Origin of the sequence: Nitrosomonas halophila (assembly GCF_900107165.1) — a bacterium.
Lineage (GTDB): Bacteria > Pseudomonadota > Gammaproteobacteria > Burkholderiales > Nitrosomonadaceae > Nitrosomonas > Nitrosomonas halophila.
On the sequence record NZ_FNOY01000036.1, the window covers coordinates 1 to 19,719 of the forward strand.

At 56.7% G+C, this 19,719-nt stretch carries 15 protein-coding genes; 6 read left to right on the forward strand and 9 right to left on the reverse strand.

The genetic code is table 11. From position 1 onward, the window contains the following. Window positions 1-42: 42 nt before the first annotated feature. The 6 genes from BLV85_RS09055 to BLV85_RS09080 form a co-directional block, all read right to left on the reverse strand. Entirely contained in the window at window positions 43-261 is a 219-nt protein-coding gene (locus BLV85_RS09055) for a hypothetical protein (RefSeq protein WP_090414451.1), read from the reverse strand. 114 nt (window positions 262-375) lie between these two features. After that, the gene (locus BLV85_RS09060; RefSeq protein ID WP_090414453.1) at window positions 376-942 is read right to left on the reverse strand and encodes an SLATT domain-containing protein; all 567 of its coding nucleotides are present in this window, start codon (window positions 940-942) and stop codon (window positions 376-378) included. Next, a complete protein-coding gene (locus tag BLV85_RS09065) occupies window positions 920-1,801 on the reverse strand; it encodes an SMODS domain-containing nucleotidyltransferase (RefSeq protein ID WP_090414455.1) in 882 nt (293 codons plus the stop codon). The genes BLV85_RS09060 and BLV85_RS09065 overlap by 23 nt, the downstream gene beginning before the upstream one ends. 514 nt (window positions 1,802-2,315) lie before the next feature. Then, window positions 2,316-4,130, reverse strand: a complete 1,815-nt coding sequence (uvrC, locus tag BLV85_RS09070) for an excinuclease ABC subunit UvrC (protein WP_090414456.1) — start codon at window positions 4,128-4,130, stop codon at window positions 2,316-2,318. An 8-nt stretch (window positions 4,131-4,138) separates the two neighbouring features. After that, complete coding sequence (locus BLV85_RS09075) at window positions 4,139-4,327, reverse strand: tautomerase family protein (RefSeq protein WP_090414458.1); 189 nt, start codon at window positions 4,325-4,327, stop codon at window positions 4,139-4,141. Window positions 4,328-4,347: 20 nt separating this feature from the next. Next, entirely contained in the window at window positions 4,348-5,001 is a 654-nt protein-coding gene (locus BLV85_RS09080; protein WP_090414460.1) for a uracil-DNA glycosylase, read from the reverse strand. 50 nt (window positions 5,002-5,051) lie between these two features. On the opposite strand from BLV85_RS09080, the gene efp reads away from it, so the two are divergent. The 4 genes from efp to BLV85_RS09100 all read left to right on the forward strand — a co-directional run bounded on the left by efp (window position 5,052) and on the right by BLV85_RS09100 (window position 12,697). Further along, window positions 5,052-5,618 (forward strand): elongation factor P, encoded by a 567-nt coding sequence (gene efp, locus BLV85_RS09085; RefSeq protein ID WP_090414463.1) that lies wholly within the window; start codon window positions 5,052-5,054, stop codon window positions 5,616-5,618. Continuing rightward, window positions 5,596-7,392, forward strand: a complete 1,797-nt coding sequence (locus BLV85_RS09090) for an autotransporter assembly complex protein TamA (RefSeq protein WP_245725153.1) — start codon at window positions 5,596-5,598, stop codon at window positions 7,390-7,392. The genes efp and BLV85_RS09090 overlap by 23 nt, the downstream gene beginning before the upstream one ends. A gap of 176 nt (window positions 7,393-7,568) precedes the next feature. Continuing rightward, window positions 7,569-11,552 (forward strand): translocation/assembly module TamB domain-containing protein, encoded by a 3,984-nt coding sequence (locus tag BLV85_RS09095; protein WP_090414466.1) that lies wholly within the window; start codon window positions 7,569-7,571, stop codon window positions 11,550-11,552. A gap of 254 nt (window positions 11,553-11,806) precedes the next feature. Further along, on the forward strand, window positions 11,807-12,697 hold the full coding sequence (locus tag BLV85_RS09100) for a DMT family transporter (protein ID WP_090414468.1): 891 nt from the start codon (window positions 11,807-11,809) through the stop codon (window positions 12,695-12,697). Between the two features lie 29 nt (window positions 12,698-12,726). Here BLV85_RS09100 and BLV85_RS09105 read toward each other — a convergent pair whose 3' ends face one another. Beyond that, window positions 12,727-14,535, reverse strand: a complete 1,809-nt coding sequence (locus BLV85_RS09105) for a patatin-like phospholipase family protein (protein ID WP_176973988.1) — start codon at window positions 14,533-14,535, stop codon at window positions 12,727-12,729. A 161-nt stretch (window positions 14,536-14,696) separates the two neighbouring features. Here BLV85_RS09105 and rapZ point away from each other — a divergent pair, with 161 nt between their 5' ends. Continuing rightward, complete coding sequence (gene rapZ, locus BLV85_RS09110) at window positions 14,697-15,566, forward strand: RNase adapter RapZ (RefSeq protein WP_090414497.1); 870 nt, start codon at window positions 14,697-14,699, stop codon at window positions 15,564-15,566. Here the strand turns inward: rapZ and recG are convergent. Both recG and BLV85_RS09120 read right to left on the reverse strand, forming a co-directional pair. Continuing rightward, entirely contained in the window at window positions 15,551-17,614 is a 2,064-nt protein-coding gene (gene recG / locus BLV85_RS09115; RefSeq protein WP_090414473.1) for an ATP-dependent DNA helicase RecG, read from the reverse strand. The genes rapZ and recG overlap by 16 nt on opposite strands. A gap of 138 nt (window positions 17,615-17,752) precedes the next feature. Further along, on the reverse strand, window positions 17,753-18,145 hold the full coding sequence (locus BLV85_RS09120; RefSeq protein WP_090414474.1) for a Rid family detoxifying hydrolase: 393 nt from the start codon (window positions 18,143-18,145) through the stop codon (window positions 17,753-17,755). Window positions 18,146-18,232: 87 nt separating this feature from the next. On the opposite strand from BLV85_RS09120, the gene murA reads away from it, so the two are divergent. Beyond that, on the forward strand, window positions 18,233-19,492 hold the full coding sequence (gene murA / locus BLV85_RS09125) for a UDP-N-acetylglucosamine 1-carboxyvinyltransferase (RefSeq protein ID WP_090414476.1): 1,260 nt from the start codon (window positions 18,233-18,235) through the stop codon (window positions 19,490-19,492). Window positions 19,493-19,719 lie beyond the last annotated feature (227 nt).

Genomic DNA, 19,719 nt, shown 5'->3' on the forward strand with positions numbered 1-19,719 from the left:
GCCCTGACGGGCAACTCCAAATGTATCGGTAATCTTGCTTTTTTACACAAAAACCCTGTCAAGCACTTTTTGCATTTTTTTCGCTGAATAGTTACGTTGAGCTTTACCTAATAAGGCCTGCTCAGCACTAGTAAAGAGAAGCCTACTTTTTTGAGCTCTTCGAGCTTTCAGAATCCCCACTGGAATTGCCAAAATCAAAACTATCGGAATCATGACTATATTAATAATCGTTCCAATTAGTTTCCCAAGAAGTTTCGCCATTATCCTTACCTTATAAATATTTTTGATTTAGCTCTTTAAGTTAGACATTTCAACGAATGTCAGACTGCAGAAGCATAACGCCGCATTCAGCGGCTTGTCCGCTGCAATGCTTTGTTAGCGTCTTTTAAGACCTGTCGGTAAAAAGGAATCTATCTCGTCGTCCGAGAACGTCAGATCCTCTAATTCTTTAAGTGCTTTTTGAGCTTTTCTATAGGCTTTGTAATTTGTGCTTGGCGCGCCAGAGTAGAGAGAGTGTAACTCCTCCACCAATTCATCCCTCTTTTCTTTAACATGAGACTCATCGTAAGTATCTGATCTCATATCAGTAAGAAGTGAAAGGTAATTTTCTCGTATTAGCCACAAATCGGTTGCCGTCTGCCGATGCTTCTGCGCTATTTGGCCTAAATCATAGTCTTTTGTGTAGCCGTTTAGCACTAAAAGTAGAGCCGAAACGCATCCGCCAGCGACAGCGCCGGCTTGTCCTGTTCCGAAAATAATAGACACAAACCCAACTGTACTTAGAGCTGACAATACTATCTGAAGGATTTTAATATGCGATAATCGCGACAGGAGCATATCCGCACACTTTTCATGTGTCTTGTGCGAATACACCACTCGTCCGTAGCACTCTCGAATTTGATCTTCGAGATACGTATTCTTAGCTTGGGAATTGATTTCCAAAGACCTCTCTCCATTTTTGCTTCGCCGACCACTCACGTTTTGGGGTTGCAGACTCATGCTCACATGCCTCAATGGCAATATTGCAGCAACGTCTAGCTTTCCATTGGAATAATCCCTTCCCGTAGACATATTGACCACTTCCGGGAGCTTTCCAATATGCTTTTTCTTTGTCTTGATTGGCCATAAAGTTGAAGAAATCTCTACACATCCAATCATAATGCATGAATGATTTATCTCTATACTCCCACGTTTCGATAAACTGGTAAGCCAATGTGTCTACCAAAAGTCCACCTATTGGGACATCCCACTTATTTTTCCACACCCGCATCATCCGGCAGAGCCAAACTAGATTCTTATTGCATTGATCATTTCTTATTCTTATTGCGTTTATCTCAGGCCTCGGATTTGTAACGCGCCAACATCCGCCGCTGTTCGCATCCGGATATGTATAACTATCGTTGTCATTGATAAAACCTGGAACGACTTCGTAGGTTAACCCGTCTGTAAATGGGACAAGTATTACTTGTCCATCGCCTCTTATACTCGTTGTCGAGTAGGTTTTTTCAATAGAGCGTTTTACTTCCTGCAGCAGCGCGGATTGTCCATTACCGGCATACTCGTTATATTTTTTATAAACCGAATATGGCAGTTGAAATATCATATCCAGATCACTGAACCCATTCACGGCAGTGTTTCTGCCGTATGAACCTACGTACAAACTGTGAGACGTATCGGAGGTGGTGTTCCAGTAATCACTATTCAATCGCCTTGTAATTGCCTTGTAGCGACGCGATATTGACTCTTTGTTTTTCACCTTGGTGTTAACACAGAATGTTTTGAACCAATCCCCGACTGACACTATTACTCCTTAGTTGATCGCTAACTACAATTATACGTCCGAAATGACGCAATACATTACGTCAAAAATGAAACCTAGCACGATAAACTTCACTCTATATCCTTATATTTCAAGAGGATGCTCAGATTTAGCTTTCATCCAGCAGACTCTGTTAGGTCCACGAACAACCTTTGTAGGCGGCCAAATTTCTTTAAGAAAATGCTGATCCAATCAAATTCGATCATTGCGGGTGCATAGCAAAGTAATTCGGGCTGTTTGCAATATTAACAATTCTGAATCGCCACGGCGCTATGCGCCTCGCGATGACGGGGTTATTCGGCGTTTCGAGCTGCCGATGTTCAAATCTCCTCTGTATGCAAAAGGCATGAAGGCAGTTTCATTCCACCGCAATCCACAAGAATAATGACGGATCCGCTCAGAGTAATCGTGTAATAAAGCAGGTAAATCCCGTTATTTCGGCTAGTCTGTTGCGCCCTGCCCTGCTGTGCTCACAGTGAAAACACTGTTTTGAGACCTACCGCAACTCCCGATATATTTTCTCCGCCAGTGCGCGGCTGATGCCTTCGGTTTGCTGCAATTCTTCGATGCTGGCGTTTTTGACGCCTTTGAGTCCGCCGAAGCGGGTCAGCAGGCTTTGGCGGCGTTTGGCGCCGATGCCGGCGATTTGTTCCAGGTTGGAGGCGGTGCGGACTTTGGCGCGTTTGGCCCGGTGGCCCTGGATGGCGAAGCGGTGGGCTTCGTCGCGGATTTGCTGGATGAGGTGCAGGCCGGGATGGTCGGCTGGCAGGCGCAGGGCTCTATCTTCATGGGGATAGACCAGTTGTTCGAGGCCGGGTTTGCGCGCTTCGCCCTTGGCCACACCGATCAGCGGAATGTCGTTGAGACCCAGCTCGATCATGACTTCGGCGGCAGCGTTGACTTGCCCTTTGCCGCCATCGATCAGGATCAGGTCGGGCAGTTTGCCCTCACCGGCGGCGATTTTGGCGTAGCGCCGCTGCAGGACATCGCGCATCGCGGCGTAATCATCGCCCGCCGTGATGCCGGTGATGTTGTAGCGGCGGTATTCGTTGTTGCGCATGGCAAACTGGTCGTAGACCACGCAGGAGGCGATTGTCGCCTCGCCCATGGTATGACTGATATCGAAGCATTCGATCCGCATCAGACCGGACAGATCGAGGGCTTCCTGCAGGGCTTGCAGGCGCTCTTCCTGGCTGGCCTGGCGGGTGAGCATTTGCTGCAGCGCGAGCTGAGCGTTCTGGGTCGCCATGTCCAGCCATTTGCGGCGCTCGCCGACTGGCCGGGTGGTGAGGGTGATTTTATGGCCGGCTTGTTCGGATAGCAGCGTTTGCAGCAACGCTGCCTGAATTTTCTCGCCCAGGATGATCAGCGCCGGGACGCTGCGGTTGAGGTAGTGCTGGGCGATGAAGGCTTCCAGCACGGCGGCGGTATCGTGCCCCTGCACGTTTTTCGGGAAAAATGTCTTGTCGCCCAGATGGCGTCCACCACGGATCATGACCAGGTTGACGGCGATATGGCTGCCGTCCGCTTGAGCGACGCAGGCGATCACATCCGCATCCAACGCCTTGCTGCTGTCGACAAACTGTTTTTCCTGGATCTTGCGCAACGCCTGCATCTGGTCGCGGAACATTGCGGCCTGTTCATAGTCCTGCGCCTCGGCCGCCTGCAGCATTTTTGCCTCGATGGTTTTCAGCACTTCCATTTGCTTGCCTTGCAGGAACAAGGTGGCGCTTCTGATATCTTCCCGGTATGCCTCCGGTGTCACCAGGCCGACACAGGGCCCGCTGCAGCGCTTGATCTGGTAAAGCAGACAGGGGCGGGTGCGGTGGTCGAATACCGAGTTTTCGCAGGTGCGCAGGCGAAATACTTTCTGCAGCAATTGGATGCTGGACTTGATCACGCCCGCGTTGGGAAACGGCCCGAAATACTGATTGCGGTTGTCCAACGCGCCGCGGTAAAACGCCAACCTAGGGAAATCGTGCCGGGTCAGCACCAGGTAGGGATAGGATTTGTCGTCCCGGAACAGGATGTTATAGCGCGGGGCGAGGCTTTTGATCAGGTTGTTTTCCAGTATCAGCGCTTCCGCTTCCGAGCGCGTGACGGTCGTCTCGATCGCGGTGATCTGCGACACCATCAGCTGGATGCGCGGCGATAGGTTTGATTTCTGGAAATAGGAGGCGACTCGCTTGCGCAGGTCGATCGCCTTGCCCACGTAGATCACGTCGCCGGTCGCATTCAGCATGCGGTAGACGCCCGGCTGCGTGGGCAGGGTCAGGACAAAAGCTTTGCCATCGAAACTGTTTTCGGACAAGGCGTGCGTTATTTATCGTCACCCAACAGTTTGCCGCCAATCGCCCAGCTGTCATGCGGTTTCTCATCGAAGGCGATATAGGTATAGGACTTGGGTTTATTCGCGACACGCTCCAGGGTATCGGTGATTTCCTGGGCGATTTGCTGCTTTTGTTCGCGGCTGAGTTTACCGGCCAGCCGGATGTTGACATAAGGCATCGTGCATTCTCCTGGAGAAATTATTTTTGAATGACCAGATCCTGGCAAATTTGGGCAAACACCTGTTCGAACATCGGCTCTGTCAGGCGTCTGGTCTGGGTATTGTAGCGGCTGCAATGATAGCTGTCATACAGCGTGAGGCCACTGGCAAGCGCATGCCTTGCGCCATGGGCGAAAGGAAATGCCTTGGCCGGTTGGCCGAGCGCCATCAGGACGGCGCGATGTGCAACTGTGCCCAATGCCAGGCAGGCCTGGCCGCCCCCCGCGATGAATGCTTCCAGCTCCGCCTTGAGATAAGCGTTGCAACGTTTGACCTCACCCGGCTCGGGTTTGTTCGCCGGGGGCAGGCACTTGACCGCGTTGGTGATCCGACAATGGGAGAGCGTCAATCCGTCATCCACCGCAACCGATTCACTGTGGCTGGCAAGGCCAAACTTGTGCAGGGTCTGGTACAGCAGAATACCGGCGTAGTCGCCCGTGAACGGCCGGCCGGTGCGGTTGGCGCCATGCAGTCCCGGCGCGAGGCCGATGATCAGCAGCCGGGCTGCGGCATCGCCAAACGGAGGCACTGGCCGGGCGTGATAATCGGGATGAGCGCTGCGCACGGCATCCAGATGCTGCGCAAGCCGCGGACAATCGCGGCAATCCTGATGAAACGGGGGGGACAGGGTCATGGTATTTTTTGTTGTAGAATGGGTGTTTTCATCGAAACAGCTCGCACATCATGGCCAGGATTCTCGCAACTGAAATTCGTGTTGGCAATCTGATCGAATGGGACAAGCGTATCTGGCGTGTCCTGAAATGTTATCATGTTCATGTCGGCGGACGTGGCGGTGCGTTCATGCAGGTCGAAATGAAGGACATCGAAAGCGGCACCAAGGTCAACCAACGCATCCGCACCGATGAAAAAGTCGAGCGCACAATCGTTGAGCCACGCGCCATGACCTTCCTCTACCAGGAAGGCAATAACTACATATTCATGGATCAACAAACCTATGAGCAACTCAGTCTGTCGCAGGAGTTTCTCGAAGGCCAAAGCGAATACCTGCTGCCCAATACCGATGTGCTGGTCAATTTTCATAATGACCGGCCGATCGGGGTGCAGCTTCCGTCCAGCGTCGTGCTGACGGTCGTCGAAACCGAACCCACTCTCAAGGGCGCAACTGCCACCAGCTCCTACAAACCGGCAACGCTGGAAACCGGGTTGGTTGTCATGGTGCCATCCTTCTTGGTGCAGGGAGAAAAAATCAAGATCAATACTGACACTGGTGAATATATCGAACGCGTATAACCGATTGCGGCGTGCATCATTATGGGTCACCTGGTTGTTGCCGGGGTGCCTGTTTTTCCTGCTCGGGTGCGGGATGGCTTGTGCCGAGCCCGAACCGGCGCCGGCTAAAAAAACCACCCTGATCACACTGGATGCGCCCGCCTCGATCAAGAAGCTGATAGAACAATATATTACTTTTCCCGATCAGCCCTTTGCGGATGCCACCAGCCAGGCGATTTTCGTGCGCAGGGTCAAACGGGAGATCAGCGGCCTGCTGGCAACCGAGGGCTATTTCACGCCGGAAATCGAATTCACACCCGCGCCAGCACCCGGCCAGCCCCATCAACTGAATCTCGTGCCTGGCCCGCGCACACGGGTCGCCAGCCTGTCGATCGAATTCCTGGGTGATCTGGCGGACGACACCCCCGAACGCCGCGCACGCGTCCAGAAACTGCGTGACGACTGGCCGCTCACACCCGGTAAGGTTTTCCGCAGCGCCCGCTGGGAAGATGCCAAAACCGCTTTATTGTCGAGTGTCATGGAACGGGATTATGCCGCCGCCCGCATTACCGAAAGCCAGGCGCAAGTCGATCCGGAAACCGCCCAGGCATATTTGAATGTCGTGATCGACTCCGGCCCGGCTTTCCGCTTCGGGGATCTGCAGACCACCGGCCTGGAACGCTACGATCTGGACGTCCTGCAGCTTAAAATGCCTTTCCGCAGCGGCGATCCTTACCGCCGGGATCAATTGCTCGCCTACCAGGCAAGGCTGCAAAACAGCCCACTGTTCAACACAGTGGCTGTCTCCATCGAACCGGATCCGGCTCTGCATGAAGCCGTGCCTGTCGACATCACCCTGATCGAAGCACACGCCAAGCGGATTGGAGCCGGTGTCGGCTATAGTTCCAACAATGGCGCACGCGGCGAAATCAACTACCGCGACTACAACTTCCTGGGGCGTGCGTGGAGTCTGGGCAGCTTGTTGCGCCTGGAGCAGAAGCGTCAGACTTTTTCAGCCCGGGTGGATACATTGCCCGATGCCAACCATTATCACTATACCTTTGGCGGCAGAGTCGAAATGACCGACATCAAAAACCTGAAGACTTTCAACCAGCGCGCCGATTTCTCCAGGATTCGCACCACCGCCAATTCCATGATGCAGCTGGGTTTGAACTGGCAGCGTGAGGAACGGCGGCCTGCTGGCGCACCCAAAACTGTCAACGAGACCTTGGCGCTGGATTTCTGGGGACGTTACCGCAACATCGATGACCCGATCTATGTGCGCAACGGCTATGTGTCTGAAATGCGGCTGGGTGGTGGCACCCGTCATGTGCTGTCGGAACGTGATTTCATCCGCAGCTACGCGCGCCACATGCATTGGTGGCCAATCGGCGCGCGCGATACCTTGCACCTGCGCGCGGAAGTCGGCTACACCCTCGCGTCTTCCCGCCAGGGACTGCCCCAGGAATACCTGTTCCGGGCCGGTGGCATCCAGTCTATCCGCGGTTACGACTTTCTGAGCCTGGGGGTGCGCGAAGGTAAAGCGATTGTCGGCGGGCGCACCATGGCCACCGGCACGCTCGAATATGTGCGCTGGTTTACGGATAATTGGGGTGCCGCTGTGTTTGCCGATGCCGGTGATGCAGCCGATCGCTGGCGGGATTTCAAACTGGGGCTAGGCTACGGCGGCGGCGTGCGCTGGCGCAGTCCGGCCGGTCCGTTTGCACTGGATCTGGCCAGGCGGCATGATACCGGCACCCTGCGCTTTCATTTCTCGATTGCCGTCGCCTTCTGAGAAGCTGCCTGGGAATGCCTGCGCCAGGAGGCTGTATCAATCATGGTGATGCAGGGTTACCGAAAAATCTGGAATTCTGTGTTGCCACAGGGTGCACTGGTTTTTGTTATGCGAAGCGGTTGCTGGCAGCGGGCAGAGTTTGACGTTAAATAAATGGTATAGAAACATATACGGATATGAACGACAATCACGACGACAACACGCCCGAAACGCCAGCGCCCCGGCGTTCATTCCGGAAATGGCTGCTGACAGGCCTGATGCTGCTGTTGCTGTCACTGGCTAGTGGCGCATACTGGCTGATCTACACGCCCTCAGGCCTGCTGTGGCTGCTGACCACGGCTTCCAGCGCCACCGGCGGCGCGCTGGCCTTTTCCGGGGTGAGCGGCAGTTTGCAGTCACTTCAGGCCCAGTCGATCGCCTACCGGGAGGACGCGCTGCACGCCCAGGTGAAAGATCTGACTTTCCGCTGGCAACCGCGGCGCCTATTGACGGGTGACTTGATCATCGAAACCCTCACCGCCCGTGATGTCGCGCTGCACACCGTACCGGCGGAAGAAGAGGAACCGGCAACCATGCCCGAAAGCCTACGCATCCCGCTTGGCATCGCGATCGACAAGATCGGCATCCTGTCGTTGCGAATATTCACCCTCGGTAACGAGACACCAGACCTTGTCCTGACCCACCTGGCCTTGCGGCTGGAAAGTGATGGCCGCTTGCACCGCGTGCGCACCTTTACGCTCGAACACGAAGCGGCCCGGATCGCAGGCAACTTGCTGATCGGCGCAGACTCACCCTTCGACCTGAGCGGACAATTGGTTTTGCACAGCTGGCCCGGGGCAAGCAGCGAGGCCGATCTGCCTGGTCACGCCGCCCTGCGTCTGGCGGGCAATCTAACTCAAACCGATGTCATGCTCGCGATCAAAGACGGTCCATTGGCAGGGCAAGGCAGACTGCGCCTGCATCCGTTTGCGAAGTTGCCCCTGTCGATGCTGCATCTGGCAGTAAGCGGATTGAATCCGCACCGCTACTCGCCGGATCTGCCGCAGGCCGACCTGAGTTTGCAGAGCGAACTGAAGGCAAACGAAACCGGGCCGCTGCAGGGTCATTTGCATATCAACAATCCGATGGCCCGCCCGCTTGATCAGGAGGGGCTGCCCTTGCGCGAACTCCGCACATTGCTTGCCATCAGCGATCAAACCATCGCGCTGGATGCGCTCGCGATCAGGCTGTCAGGGCAGGACAGCCCCAAAGGCAGCCTGTCCGGCAACTTGCTATGGCGCATCGAGGACCAATCGGGGTCGGCAAGCATCGGGGTCACACGGCTCGATCCAGCCACATTGGATACCAGCCTGCGCCCGGCCAAGCTGTCCGGCAAGCTGCAGTTCGATGGTGATTCCAGCGCGCAACAGGGGCATATCACTCTGCACGACAAGGCTCAGCGGCTCAACCTGGAAATGGCGCTCTCGCACGCGGCTGCGGCCGTCATGATTGAAACCCTCAAGCTGGTGCACGGCGATTCCAGCCTGTCCGGCCATGGCAGGCTGCAGCTGGACGAGGCACAGCCTTTCACCTTCGAAGGTTTGCTCAAGCAATTCGATGTTTCCGCCTTCGTCGATGCGCCCCGCTCGGATCTCAACGCCGGTTTCAAGCTGGCTGGCCAGCTCGCGCCCGAACCGGTCGCCAGCATGGATTTCACGATCAAACCGAGCCATTTTGCCAACCAGCCGCTCTCCGGCCAGGGCACGCTGAAACTCGATCACCCCCAGCGCGTGCAGAGCGATACCCGCTTGCGCCTGGGCGATAACCGGCTCGAACTGAAAGGCAGGCTGGGACAGGCAAAAGACCAGCTGCTGCTCACCCTGACCGCTCCCAACCTCGCGCAACTGGGTGTGGGGTTGCAAGGCAATCTGGATGCGCGCATCACGCTCACTGGCATGCTCGACCGGCCAGGCTTGGCATTCGATATCGGTGCGCAGCGCATCAACTTCCAAGACGCACATCAGCTGGCCCAGCTCAAGGCCAAAGGCAGCCTGCACGGCACCGCCATCGGGCTCGATCTGCAGGCAAGCGACTATCGCATGGGGACGGAAACTTATTTCCAGACGCTGTCGGTCGGACTGACCGGCACCCAGGCACGGCATAGGTTGTCGCTGAAGAGCGATATCGATCCCTCGACCCAGGCACAGTTCCAGGCCAGTGGCGGCTTGTCCATCGACGACCAGGCATCGCAACCGTTTCAGTGGCGAGGCGCAATTGAGCAATTGGCCATGACGGGCACGGTTCCGTTCGAGCTGGCCACCCGCCCCGCTGTCCTGATCAGTCCCGAGCTGGTCACACTGGGTGCGGCGCGGATACTGGTCGCCAATGGCGAGGTCAACCTGCATGAGACCCGCTGGACGCCCCGGCAATGGTCAACGCAAGGCGCTTTCACCCACATCACTTTACGGCCCAACCACGCGCCAGCCGACGACTTCGAACCGCTCAGACTGGGTGGCAGCTGGCAGCTTGCGGCCGATCAGCAGTTGAATGGACGCGTGCGCATCCAGCGGGAACGGGGAGATCTGGCGCTGCCGCTGGAGACGCCGTTTGCGGTCGGCCTGGAGACACTGTCGCTCACTGTGCTGGCGGAAGGCAACAATCTGAACGGTCAGCTGGCCGTCCGGGGCAAACATATCGGCGACACCAGCGCCCAGATCAACCTCCCCTTGCAGCCCACCGACACCGCCTGGGAAATCGCCCAGGATGCCCAACTTAATGGCAATTTGCGATTCGATCTGCCCGATCTTGCCTGGCTGGGGCCGGTGCTGGACGACAATCTGCGCAGCGGCGGCCGGCTTGCGGCGCATGTCGCGCTGGCAGGCACTTTCGAACAACCGGCGCTGCAAGGCGATATTTCAGGCGAAGCGCTGACTGTCACGCTGCTGGACGAGGGTCTCCATTTGCAGGATGGCAAGCTGGCCATCCGCCTCGATCAGGATATGCTCCAGCTGGATACTCTGAATTTCACCGCGCCGCTTGAGAAACTCTCCAAAGACCGTTTGCTGAGAAACGTGAAGCTGGCGCGCCAGTCGGGTAAGCTGGAAATGCAGGGCAATCTGAATTTGCGCACGCAGCAAAGCACACTGACTATCGAACTGGATCATTTGCCGCTCGTTCAGCAGACCGAGCGCTGGATTGTCGTTTCCGGCAACAGTCAGGTCGGGCTCAAGGAACGCATGCTCGATATCCAGGGCAAGATCGTTTCCAATGTGGGTTTCCTGCGGCAACCGGAAAAAGGCATGCCCGGGCTGGCTGACGATGTGGTGATTATCAGCCAGACAGAGACAGAACCCAAGGCGGCAGGCTTGCAAGTCAATCTCGATGCCACACTCGATCTAGGCGAGCAATTTTTCTTGCGTGCTTCCGGACTGGAAGGCCGGCTGGCGGGTCAGTTACGGATACGCAGCCGGCCCGGCAAGGCGCTCAGGGCGACCGGCAGCATCGCCACGCGCGATACCCGCTTCGAAGCCTATGGCCAGCAGCTGCTGGTCAGGCGCGGCATCGTCAACTTCGATGGCCCGCTTGACAATCCGGGATTGAACATCCTAGCCGTGCGCAGCGCCCTGCCACCAGGCGCCGCCGAGGGAGAGCTTTCCGGCATGGTCGATCACCAGCGTTACCAGGATGCCGGCCTGACCGCACTGGAAGTCCGTTCGACCGCACAAGTGGAAGCCGGCGTGGAAGTGACAGGCACAGTCCGGCGGCCGCAAATCAGACTGGTGTCACGGCCCGAAGTGCCGGATTCGGAGAAACTGGCCTGGATTGTTCTTGGTCGCGCGCCCGATGCAGGCGGACTGGATAGCGCGCTATTGCTGAGCGCGGCTGGATCCATTTTTGGTGGCCAAGCCGATGAAGGCATCATGGACAACATCAGCCGCGGACTGGGTCTCGATGAGTTTTCGATCCAGCAACGCAGTGGCGAAAATGCGTTAGCCAGCCAGGTGGGTATGGTCGGCAAGCGCCTGTCCGAACGCGCATATCTGAGCTATGAACGCGGCCTGACTGCCACCTCGGCCGGTATCGCCAGATTGACCTATAGCCTGTTTCCGAATGTCTCGGTAGTTACTCGCGCCGGTGAAGACAGCTCTGTCGATTTATTTTACAATTTCGAATTCGATTAAGGCCGAGCCGGCATGGGCAGCCTCTGGCTGCCATCGTTTAGTAGTGCGCAAGCGCACCCTTGCCAACTTGAAGAAGACCATCCATTCAGTTTGCGTCGGCAGCAACCGCCATCAGCCACCCATCCACACGCTCTGAATCGCATTCAACCAGCGCTTGCGGGTTTATTCCCGACGGCACTATTTCAGCCATATAGGGCGCCCGGCCAGCAAGATCCGGACCACAGCAGCCATCCACAATCACTCATCAGGAAATTATGCAGAAATTCGCGCAGGCGACAACACTTACAGCCAATCATCGACACAGCCTGGCGCTGGGTCTGCTGGGCGTACTGGGCTTCAGTCTGACGCTGCCGGCCACCCGTTTGGCTCTCCAGGGACTCGAGCCCGCTTTTGTCGGTCTGGGCAGGGCCTTGATTGCCGCCGTGCTCGCAGCCATTGCACTCTGGATCACCCGCTCGCCGCTGCCATCTGGCCGTCAATGGCTGCGATTAGCCTGCACGGCTTTGGGCGTGGTCGTGGGGTTCCCGCTCTTGACAGCATTCGCCATGGAAACTGTGCCAGCCGTTCACGGCGCCGTGATCGTCGGCCTGATTCCGCTCACCACAGCCTTGTTTGCCATTCAACTGGCGGGAGAGCGGCCCAACTGGCTCTTCTGGCTGACAACCCTGATCGGGTGCGCTGTCATCCTCGCTTTCGCTTTCAGCTCCGGCGCTGGAGCTTTGCAATCCGCCGATATCATGTTGCTGATCGGTGTGACAGTGGCTGGATATGGCTACGCCGAGGGCGCACGCTTATCCAAGGAAATCGGCGCCTGGCAAACCATCAGCTGGGCATTGCTGGTTTCAGTCCCGGTACTGCTGCCGCCAGCTGTCATGACCGCTCCCGCCGATATTTTTGCAGTCGAATGGGTCAGCCTGCTTGGCTTTGCCTATGTCAGCATCGTCAGCATGTATCTGGCGTTCATTGCCTGGTACCAAGGGCTGGCGATGGGCGGCATCGCCCAGATCGGGCAGCTTCAATTACTACAGCCGTTCCTGACCCTCCTGAGCGCAGCGCTCATTCTGGGCGAATCGGTCGAAACCTCCCAGCTTGCCGCTGCACTGATTGTGCTCAGTTGTGTCGCCGTTGGAAGACGCGCCGCCTAGCGCCCTACATGAGAAAATCATTCATCGGTTCAGTATTTCCCCATGACCTTTATGAAATATTTATCGATGGTGTGAAGATAAATGATGACGGGAATGGCAAATACCGCTGGCAATACAATCCGTATCGCCAGGACGGTGATAAGCGCCAGTGGGCCTTTCAGGATCCTGTGCAGCCATCCGAGCCACTTTCCACTGCCCTGGTAAAATAAATCCGCGATTTTAGACAACACCAGCGCGATCAGCAGGAAATACGCAGCGGGTGCGATATCGAACAGGAATTGCTGAAAACTTGCAGGGCTGGTCATGATTTGCAGAAAATCGATACCCAGCATATCCTTCATTAGCTGATTGATCAGCCAGACGATCAGCACCAGACTCGCTATGGCCGGCAGGCTGACCAGCGCCAACCCCAATGACTGCTTGCCATTCGCCACCCCTTTGAGCGCATACAGCAAGGGTTTGAAATATTGATGACGCGCCAGTGCCAATTGGTCCAACATTCTGCTGTCTCCCTCTTTCAGCAAGGGCCGGTAACGGCTGAATTGCCAATATACTGCTACGGACGCAGCAGTATATTGCTTCAGTTTTGCCAGCTGCGGGGCCGACATTTGATAGCCATCTGCTGCCAGGCAGCCGGCTTCCACATCCGTGAAGGCATCCAGGTCGGTGCGGATTTTTGATAGTTCACGCTGCGCTGATTCGGCCACTTCGAAGGTGGTGGATGACACCAGCCCTGTGCTCATGACCGGGCTGGGCCGGATCACGCTGGGCTGGTTGTTATATTCGATATCCCGGGCGAACAATCCACGTGTCAAATGAAAATAGGCGGTACGAGCGGCTTGTGTCTGTATCAGATTGTTGACCATCTCTTCGCGTACACGTCCGGCCAGAATCGAGCTGCTGGTGGCCAGGACCGAAAGCAGATCGGTTTTGGGATTGTCGCTCGCATCCGCCTGTCCAGCCGCGTCGCTCACGATGAAATCCGTGCACAGGCAATCCGGATCGAACAAGCCTGCAATCCCCTGGTTATCGAATACACCGCCATCGACCAGTTGCACCCGGCAATCCTGGTATAAGTTGGAAACCGCCAGCGGTGGGAACAGGCCCGGCACGCAGGCGGATGCCGCCACCGCGTTGCCGAGCAGGAAATAAGGTTTACGGGTGGTAATGTCCTCATAACGGACGCGCCGGTAACGATCCTTTTTATCGATATCGCGAAAATTAGCATTGCGGGGCGGCTCTTCCCCCATGCTCATGGCTGTGAAATGCCAGCTATGGCCGGAATTGAGACTGGTGGCATTCAGAATCAGCACGGGGACTTTGTGCTTACGCCGGGGATTGCCCAATACGCTGTCCCAGGGATGAAAAGTCTGCTCCATGCCTTTAGGCTGGATCAGCAAATCACTCATGCGTATCCGCCGCTCTCCGACATCGATCAGCGGCCGGTAAATGATGCGCTCATAAAGTTCGCCGATGGTATCGGAGCGCGAATAATTCGGCATGACCATGCGCATGTTCTTGAAGGGATTGGCGAAAGTGCGCATAGCCAAATTATGCTGAACAGCTGCCAGAAAATGGCTCTCCAGGTACTGCACAAGCGCAACATAGTCGGCATCGGTAATCTCCTGATCGGTTTTCGATTCCAGCAGCTCCTTCAGCAACAAATAATAAGCAGCCCCAACGATCGACCCTCCGGAAACAGTCGAGATGGATTCGACATGCTTGAGCATGCCCATTTCCGCCATGCGCGCCAGTACGCCGATATGAAAAAAAGAGGCCCTGAATCCGCCTCCCGATAACGCAAGTCCTAAACGTTGATTGCTGTCGACCGCTTTCATGAATGACTCCCTGTTCTGAAATACCACCCCAGTTTTTACGCATACCGCATCCGGCACCATTCGGCCGCGAGGCCCATATTGGAGCTCGCATGACCAGCTTATAGCTTATACCATGATGACAATCCGCATTGCATCGCATAGCTTTGCTATATACTCTGCGCATGCAAGTCGTCATCATCAGCGGCCTGTCCGGATCAGGCAAATCAATCGCGCTCAATGTCCTGGAAGACGCGGGCTATTACTGCGTCGACAATCTGCCCGCACCCTTGATCGTGAACTTGGTCGATCACTCGCGGGGGCGCCAGCACCGCCATGTCGCAGTAGCGATCGATATGCGCAGCGGGGAAAGCATCACCATGCTGCCCCAGCAACTGGAAACACTCAACGCCCAGCAGATCCAGACCCGGTTCATTTTTCTCAATGCCCGCAACGATATCCTGATTCAGCGCTTTTCGGAAACGCGCCGCAGGCATCCCCTGACAGCTGAAAACATCACCCTGGAAGAGGCGATCCAGCGCGAACGCGAGGCGCTGGCCACGCTGGCTGCCCTGGGCCACCATATCGATACCAGCTCGCTGGGACCCAATGCGCTGCGGCTGTTCATCAAGGATTTCATTGCGGAATGCAAAACACCATCGCCCCTGACACTGTTGTTCGAATCGTTCGGTTATAAGCATGGCATCCCGCTGGATGCCGATCTGGTATTCGACGTGCGCTGCATCCCGAATCCACACTATGACCCCAAGCTGAGAGAATTGACCGGCATTGACCCGGAGGTCATCGGTTTCCTGGAAGCACTGCCCGAGGTATCCAGGATGACCCAGGACATCCGCTGCTTTCTCGACACCTGGCTACCCGTCTACATGCGGGACAATCGGGCTTATCTGACGGTTGCGATCGGCTGTACCGGCGGCCAGCACCGTTCGGTCTATTTTGCTGAAAAGCTCGCGCTCCACTTTCGCGATCTGACCCATGTGCTGGTGCGTCATCGCAGTCTCACCGAATACCGCAATCACTATACCCGCAGATAATCCTTCCGGCTCCCCAGCCAGCGGCGCATATGCCATTGCGCTTGCTGCGGGTAATCACGCAGCAAGGTGTCCGCGACAGCCCTGGCTGCTTCGAGCAGATCGGCATCCTGCTCCAGATCGGCAAAACGCAGCATCGGCACCCCGCTCTGACGGGTGCCCAGATACTCACCCGGCCCTCGCAGCAAAAGATCCTGGCGCGCAATTTCAAAGCCATCGGTATGCTTGAAAATGACTTGCAGGCGCTTGCGCGCCACTTCGGACAGCGGCTGCTGGTACATCAATATGCAAATTCCGGTATCGGCTCCGCGCCCGATCCGGCCGCGCAACTGGTGCAGCTGCGACAACCCCATCCGCTCGGCATGCTCGATCACCATTAACGACGCATTGGGCACGTCCACGCCCACTTCGATCACGGTTGTGGCCACCAGTAGTTGTACCGCCCCCTGGCTGAAAGCCGCCATGATGGCGGATTTTTCGTGGCTGTCCAGTCGGCCGTGAATGAGGGCGGTTTTAAGATCGGGGAAAGTCTGATTGAGGGTTTGGTAGGTTTCCACCGCTGTTTGGAGCTGCAATGCTTCCGATTCCTCGATCAACGGACAGACCCAATAGGCTTGCCGGCCAGCATGGCAAGCTTCACGGATACGCGCAACTACCTGCTCTCGCCGGCTGCTGTCGATCAATTTGGTGACCACCGGAGAACGGCCCGGCGGCAATTGATCGATCACCGATACATCCAGGTCCGCAAAATAGCTCATGGACAGCGTGCGCGGGATGGGGGTGGCGCTCATCATCAGCTGGTGCGGCACGCCGTCCGCCTCCATGCCCTTCATGCGCAATGCCAACCGCTGACTGACGCCGAACCGGTGCTGCTCGTCGATGATCACCAATCCAAGCCGGTCGAATTGAACCGGCTCTTGAAACAATGCATGCGTGCCGATCACCAGCATGGCCAATCCGCCAGTGATTTTTTCCAGCTCGAGCTTGCGCTCGGCTTTCTTCTGGCTGCCGGACAGCCAGGCGACTGACACACCCAGTGGTGCGAACCAAACCGATAGTTTCTGGTAATGCTGCTCGGCCAGGATTTCGGTCGGCGCCATGATGACCGCCTGAAAACCATTGCCTATCGACTGCAGGGCGGCCAACGCCGCCACCACCGTCTTGCCACTGCCGACATCCCCCTGCAACAACCGTTGCATGGGGTGCGGTTGCGCCAGATCGCGGCTGATCTCGGCAACCACTTTGCGCTGGGCTTCGGTCAGGGTGAATGCGAGTGATGACAGCAACGCCTTCAGCAAGCTGTCTGGCCGATGCAGAACAGGCGCCCGGTGACTGCGCCGCTGGCGATAGTGGGCACGCATGGAAAGTTGCTGGGCCAGCAATTCATCAAATTTCACCCGGCGCCAGGCTGGATGGGTGCGTGCCTGCAGTCCCTGCATGGGGGTGCCCGCGGGCGGACGGTGCAAAAAGGCCAAGCTGGCCTCGAATGCAGGCAGGCGATGGGTCGTCAGCACCGCTTCAGGAATGATTTCTGTCAGCAGCGCCGCCTGCTGAACATGTTCGAATGCCTGCCTGATGAGTTTGGCAAGCGTCCGTTGCGGCAAGCCGGCCGTCACCGGATAAACCGGCGTCAGCGCTGTCGCGAGACCCATTCCGGCTTGCACCACCCGGCATTTCGGATGGATCATTTCCAGCCCGCCAAAACCGGCGCGGACTTCGCCCAGCACTCTCAATCGCGTCCCTGGCGACCAGGCCGCTACCTGGCTGGCATAGAAATGAAAAAAACGCAGGCACAATGTGCCGCTGCCGTCATGCAGTTTGCAAACCAGCTGCCGCCGCGGGCGAGTCAGCACCTCCCGCTCGCTGACCATGCCCTCGATCTGCGCTACCTGACCTGGCACCCCCTCACTGATGGGTGACAGCCGCGTTTCATCCTCATAGCGCAGCGGCAAATGCAGAACCAGATCGAAATCGCTCAGCAGACCCAGCTTGTGCAGCTTTTGTTGCAGGCTGTCACTGAGCGTATCGAGAAATGCATGCGGGGCATTCAACCTGCATGCCCTCGCTGGCTATCACCAACCCTGCGGCGGGGACAATTGGCGAACAACCTGCTCCACATGCGCGCACCACCGCCGGCAATGTGCCAGCTGCTCAAGGTAAAGGTATCCAAGTCAGGCCTGCGGCGACGTTCAGGCTTTTTCCAGCGACATGACGGCATCCATCTCGACCAGCGCAGCGCGCGGCAGCGCAGCCACGCCGATTGCGGCGCGCGCCGGATAGGGCTGGCTGAAATGTTTGCCCATGATTTCGTTTACCTTGGCGAAATGATTGAGGTCGGTCAGATAGACATTCAGTTTGACAATATCAGCGAGATTGCCGCCACTGGCAATCGCCACCGCACGCAGATTGGCGATCACTTGCTCGATCTGCGCATCGATCCCCTGTACCATTTCCATGCTGACTGGATCGAGTCCGATTTGCCCGGACAGATAAACGGTTTCCTCCTGCACCACCCGCACTGCCTGGGAATATGTGCCGATCGCCTGTGGGGCGTCTTGGGTCTGGACGATAAATTTGCTCATGCTTGCTCCTTGGATAGTACGATAAAATAGTAATGTTATAAGCGCCCCTAGCGGCAGTTTTCTAATCTTTAATAGGGATCTGGATCCATGCAAAAACTCATTATTCAGGGTGGCGTGGAACTCTGTGGCGAAGTCAGCATTTCCGGGGCCAAGAATGCCGCCTTGCCCGTGCTCTGCGCGTCGTTGCTGACTGCCGACACTCTTGCGGTCCGGAATCTTCCCCGACTCAAGGATGTATCGACCATGCTCGCGCTGCTCAAACAAATCGGCGTGCGTATTTTAGCAAACGATACGGGGGAAGCAGAGTTATCCGCAGCCAGCATCACGAATCCGACCGCCCCTTACGATATGGTCAAGACCATGCGTGCTGCCATTCTGGTGCTCGGCCCGCTGCTGGCGCGGACCGGTCAGGCGCATATTTCCTTGCCGGGCGGCTGCGCGATTGGTTTGCGCCCGGTCGATCAGCATATCAAGGGCCTGCAGGCAATGGGGGCCGAAATCAGTATCGAGCATGGCTATATCCGGGCCCAGGCCCAGCGTTTATCGGGTGCGCGCATCATCATGGATATCGTGACAGTAACTGGCACCGAGAATCTGATGATGGCGGCCACGCTCGCTTCGGGGACCACCATTCTGGAAAACGCGGCCCGCGAGCCGGAAGTGATCGATCTCGCGAATTGCCTGATCAGCATGGGCGCCAATATACAAGGCGCCGGCAGTAATACCATCGTCATCGAAGGCGTGGAATGCCTGCATGGTGGCGCACATTCCATCATGCCCGACCGGATCGAAACCGGCACCTTTCTGACCGCCGTGACCGCCTGCGGTGGTGAAGTGCATTTGACCCGGACACGCGCCGACACGCTGGATGCGGTTCTGGACAAACTGATCGAGGCGGGTGCGAATATCGATACCGGCACAGACTGGATACACCTGAGCATGAATCACCGCCCCCGCTCGGTCAGCTTGCGAACCGCGCCCTATCCGGCATTTCCGACCGACATGCAGGCGCAATTCATGGCCTTGAATAGTATCGCCGACGGAATCGCCATCATGACCGAAACCATTTTCGAAAACCGCTTTATGCATGTCCAGGAATTGAAGCGCCTGAATGCCGTCATTCATGTCGAAGGCAATACCGCGATCGTATACGGCATCCCCGAACTGGGGGGCGCGCATGTCATGGCAACCGATCTGCGTGCATCGGCCTGCCTGGTCATTGCCGGCTTGATCGCCCAGGGAGAAACGGTCATCGACCGTATCTACCATCTGGACCGGGGATATGAGCAGATCGAACGGAAACTGGTCCAATTGGGGGCGCAAATCAGGCGTGTGCCAGCAGAATAGCATGGACCAGTCATAACCCGTCATTAGGGTGCGCAAGCGCACCGGCCACTCAACAATTGCTCGAATCTGAATAGGCAACTGCCATGAGCAATGCTTGATCAGGATCAGAGCGCAATCCTCGCTCGTCGCAGCGAACCGCGCAGGCCGCGCGGCAATCCACAAGTCAGGATTAAAGTTTGTAAACCGCGTGAATCAGTATAAGATGCAAACATCTGGATATCTCCGGG

What these genes read in the sequence shown, in the direction of transcription:
- BLV85_RS09055 (WP_090414451.1), bottom strand. Translation starts at nt 261, where the DNA reads ATGGCGAAACTTCTTGGGAAACTAATTGGAACGATTATTAATATAGTC.
- BLV85_RS09075 (WP_090414458.1), bottom strand. Translation starts at nt 4,327, where the DNA reads ATGCCTTATGTCAACATCCGGCTGGCCGGTAAACTCAGCCGCGAACAA.
- BLV85_RS09080 (WP_090414460.1), bottom strand. Translation starts at nt 5,001, where the DNA reads ATGACCCTGTCCCCCCCGTTTCATCAGGATTGCCGCGATTGTCCGCGG.
- efp (WP_090414463.1), top strand. Translation starts at nt 5,052, where the DNA reads ATGGCCAGGATTCTCGCAACTGAAATTCGTGTTGGCAATCTGATCGAA.
- BLV85_RS09095 (WP_090414466.1), top strand. Translation starts at nt 7,569, where the DNA reads ATGAACGACAATCACGACGACAACACGCCCGAAACGCCAGCGCCCCGG.
- BLV85_RS09100 (WP_090414468.1), top strand. Translation starts at nt 11,807, where the DNA reads ATGCAGAAATTCGCGCAGGCGACAACACTTACAGCCAATCATCGACAC.
- BLV85_RS09105 (WP_176973988.1), bottom strand. Translation starts at nt 14,535, where the DNA reads ATGAAAGCGGTCGACAGCAATCAACGTTTAGGACTTGCGTTATCGGGA.
- rapZ (WP_090414497.1), top strand. Translation starts at nt 14,697, where the DNA reads ATGCAAGTCGTCATCATCAGCGGCCTGTCCGGATCAGGCAAATCAATC.
- BLV85_RS09120 (WP_090414474.1), bottom strand. Translation starts at nt 18,145, where the DNA reads ATGAGCAAATTTATCGTCCAGACCCAAGACGCCCCACAGGCGATCGGC.
- murA (WP_090414476.1), top strand. Translation starts at nt 18,233, where the DNA reads ATGCAAAAACTCATTATTCAGGGTGGCGTGGAACTCTGTGGCGAAGTC.